The sequence below is a fragment of the Acidovorax sp. CF316 genome, from assembly GCF_000276605.1.
Classification (GTDB): Bacteria; Pseudomonadota; Gammaproteobacteria; order Burkholderiales; family Burkholderiaceae_C; genus Acidovorax.
Window position 1 is genome coordinate 1 of record NZ_AKJX01000064.1, and the last position, 3623, is coordinate 3623.

Annotated in this window: 3 protein-coding genes and 1 pseudogene; all 4 read right to left on the reverse strand. The window is 69.5% G+C overall.

The features are described 5' to 3' along the window. Nucleotides 1-283: pseudogene (locus PMI14_RS06495) on the reverse strand (hypothetical protein); the annotation flags it as partial. A gap of 183 nt (nt 284-466) precedes the next feature. Next, nucleotides 467-2551 (reverse strand): VC_2705 family sodium/solute symporter, encoded by a 2085-nt coding sequence (locus PMI14_RS06500; RefSeq protein WP_035202646.1) that lies wholly within the window; start codon nt 2549-2551, stop codon nt 467-469. 61 nt (nt 2552-2612) lie between these two features. Further along, a complete protein-coding gene (locus tag PMI14_RS06505; RefSeq protein ID WP_007851525.1) occupies nt 2613-2972 on the reverse strand; it encodes a DUF4212 domain-containing protein in 360 nt (119 codons plus the stop codon). 44 nt (nt 2973-3016) lie between these two features. After that, nucleotides 3017-3623 (reverse strand): putative PEP-binding protein (locus PMI14_RS06510; RefSeq protein WP_007851528.1); only part of this gene is annotated, 607 nt, incomplete at its 5' end.

The window sequence follows — 3623 nt, forward strand, 5'->3', positions numbered from 1 at the left end:
CCCCGGCAGCCGCGGCTGCCACGGCCTGCCCGCTCCCCTTGGCGGCGGCTGCAGCAGCCACCGCGGCCCCGGCGCCGCTGCTCGACAGCGGCTCCAGCAGGCCCTGGGCAATCATGGCCTGCACATCGTCCTGCGTGATGCCCATGGCCGCCGTGGCCGCCAGCACCTCGCCCGTGGAGCGCTTGCCATCGAACATGATGAAGGCAGAACGCTGCCGCGAGGTCAACCCACCATGGCGGTCCTTGAGCGCTTCCTGCCCCGCCTGCGTCTTGACCAGAACCATGTATCCCCCCGTTATTGAAATGGCCCACTGTGGGCTGCATGCGGCTGCCGGGCACTCACCAGGCTCGCCGTGCAGCATGGGTTACAGGGTGTCACGTTTGGGGCCGCTTGAGAAGTCGGGTTTTTCCATGTCCCTTCAGGCGGTACCGATTTGCACCGCCTCGGGCGCAGCCGGGAGGCCCTGTTACATCTCCGACCGGACGCGCGGCAGCTGCGGCGCGGGCCGCGTGACGCGGCTGACCACCAGCGCCACCAGCAAGCCCATCGGCACCCCGAACACCCCAGCGGATATCGGCTGGATGCCGAACCACAGCCCGTCGGCCAGCAGCCAGGCCGGCAGCAGCGCCTTCAAGGCCACCACGTGCGAGAGCATGTAGTACACCGCCACCCCGAGGCCCGAGAGCATGCCCGCCACCGCCCCCTGGCGCGTGGTGCCGCGCCAGAAGATCCCGAGCACCATGACCGGCACGAAGGCCGATGCCGCCAGCGAGAACGAGGCCGAGACCATGGGCAGGATCTCGGCCGGCTTGAGCGCCGCCACGAAGGCCGCCGACAGCGCCACCGCCAGCAGCGCGAACTTGGTCAGGATCACGCGCTGCTCGGGCGAGGCCTCGCGGTCCGAGCCCTGGAAATACAGGTCGCGCACCAGCGCGTTGCTGATGGTGAGCAGCAGCCCGTCCGCCGTGGACAGCGCTGCCGCCAGCCCGCCCGCCGCCACCAGGCCCGAGACCACATAGGGCAGACCACCGAGCTCGGGCGTGGCCAGCATGATGAGGTCGGCCCCCAGGCGGATCTCGCCGAACTGCACGATGCCGTCGCCATTGACGTCCTCGATCGACAGCAGCGAGGCATCCACCCGCGCCCACTGCGCCATCCAGTTGGGCAGCGCCTCGAAGCTGCTGCCCACCAGGTTGTGCATGACCTCGAACTTCACCAGCACCGCGAGCGCGGGCGCACTCAGGTACAGGAGGGCAATGAAGAACAGCGACCAGCCCACCGAGGCCCGCGCCCCCGACACCGTGGGCGAGGTGTAGTAGCGCGTGAGCAGGTGCGGCAGCCCGGCCGTGCCTACCATCAGGCAGAACATCAGCGCCATGAAGTTGCGCCGGCTCAGGTCGAACTCGCGCTGCTCCTCGGGCGTGCCGTCGGGGTCGCCGGCAAAGGCCTGGCTGTGCTGCGGCAGGCCGCCCAAGGGGCGTGCGCGCTCGTTGTTCTCGTGCATCTCGCGCGTCCAGCGCTCGCGCGCGGCGGCCGGGTCGCGCGGCAGCGCCGCCAGGTCGCGGCTGGCCAGCACGATCAGGCCCACGTCGGCGTTCTGCGCACGCAGCGTGCGGATGCGTTCGCGGCCCTTCTCGCGTTCGCGCTCCAGGGCCGCCTCCACGTCCTTCAGGCGCTCCTCGAACTCCTGCGCCCGCAGGCGGTAGACCTGCACCACCTGCTGCTCGGCGGGCGAGTCGAGCAGTTGCGCCTCCAGGTCGGCGATCTTGGTGATCTGCGTGCCATACACCAGGGGCGCCAGCGGGCTGCCCAGCTGCTTGTAGGCCAGCCAGGACACGGGGATCAGAAAGGCCAGCAGCAGCACCACGTACTGCGCCACCTGCGTCCAGGTGATGGCGCGCATGCCGCCCAGGAACGAGCACAGCAGCACCCCGCCCAGGCCGAGCATGATGCCGATCTCGAACTGCACGCCCGTCAGGCGCGAGGCGATCAGCCCCACGCCGTAGATCTGCGCCACCACATAAGTGAACGAGCACAGCACCGCAGCGAGCGCCGCGATCACGCGCGGCCAGCGGCCGCCAAAGCGCACGTGGAAGAAATCGGGCACGGTGTACAGGCCCATGGCGCGCAGGTGCGGCGCGATCAGCATCGCCACCAGGCAAAAGCCGCCCGTCCAGCCCAGCAGGTAGGCCAGGCCGCCGGGCTGGCCGGGCGTGCCCGCAAAGCCCTGCAGGTACAGCGCGCCCGAGAGGCTGATGAACGAGGCCGCACTCATCCAGTCGGCCGCGGCCGCCATGCCGTTGTACATGGGCGGGATGCGCCGCCCGGCCACGTAGTACTCCTCGGGATCCGAAGTGCGGCCATAGACGCCGATGCCGGCGTACACCATGACGGTGAGGAACAGGAAGATCGGCCCGATCCAGTGGCGCGACAGCCCCTGGTGCTCGGCCCAGATCATCAGGGCCAGAAAGCCGAACACCCCGGCGATGTACAGCGCCAGGATGCGGTGCAGGCGCCAGGAATAGGCCCTCTCGACGGCACTGGGCCCCATTCCCGGCATGGCGCCGGAGGGGGATGCGCCCGCAGAGCCGCCTTCTTGCCTGCGCATGGCGTCAGGCCGCGTCCAGTGGTTGGCTGCCCTCGGCAGCCCGGGCGGCCGCGGCCTGCTCCAGCAGGCGGCGCTCCTCGTCCTGGCGCTCGAAGCGGTTCATGGCCCAGGCGTAGGCCACCACGATGGCAATGAACACCAGCACCGCGCCCTGGGCCTCGATCCAGTAGCCCAGCGGCCAGCCGCCAGCCACCAGGAACTGCAGGTCGCGCGCAAAGTAGGTGGCCACGAAGGACACCAGCACCCAGATCAGCAACAACCCGGCCTTGAGCCACAGGTGGCGCACGTCGTGCAGGTCGGGCGGAAAAGGGCCTGCGAGCTCGGGCTCGACAGGCTTGATGGGGGAGCGGGGCAGCACGGGCATCGGGTCAGCCAGGATGGCGCTGAGATGCCCGTGCGCGCAAGGCTTCAGCCTGCGGCCAGCTGCTGCCAGGTGGCCATCACGCTGTCGGGGTTCAGCGAGATGGAGGAGATGCCCTCGGCAGCCAGCCACTGCGCGAAGTCAGGGTGGTCGCTGGGGCCCTGGCCGCAGATACCGATGTACTTGCCCTGGGCCAGGCAGGCCTTGATGGCCTGGTGAATCAGCGCCAGCACGGCAGGGTCGCGCTCGTCGAAGTCGTGCGCCAGCAGTTCCAGGCCCGAGTCGCGGTCCAGGCCCAGGGTGAGCTGGGTCAGGTCGTTGGAGCCGATGGAGAAGCCGTCGAAGAACTCCAGAAAGCGCTCGGCCAGGATGGCGTTGCTCGGCACCTCGCACATCATGATGACCTTGAGGTCGTCCTTGCCGCGCTGCAGGCCGTGCTGGGCCAGCAGTTGCGTCACGCGTTCGGCCTGGCCCAGGGTGCGCACGAAGGGCACCATCACCTGCACATTGGTCAGGCCCATCTCGTTGCGCACGCGCTTCAAGGCTTCGCACTCCATGGCGAAGGCCTCGCCGAAGTCGGCGCTCAGGTAGCGCGCCGCACCGCGGAAGCCCAGCATCGGGTTCTCTTCCTCGGGCTCGTAGCGGCTGGCGCCG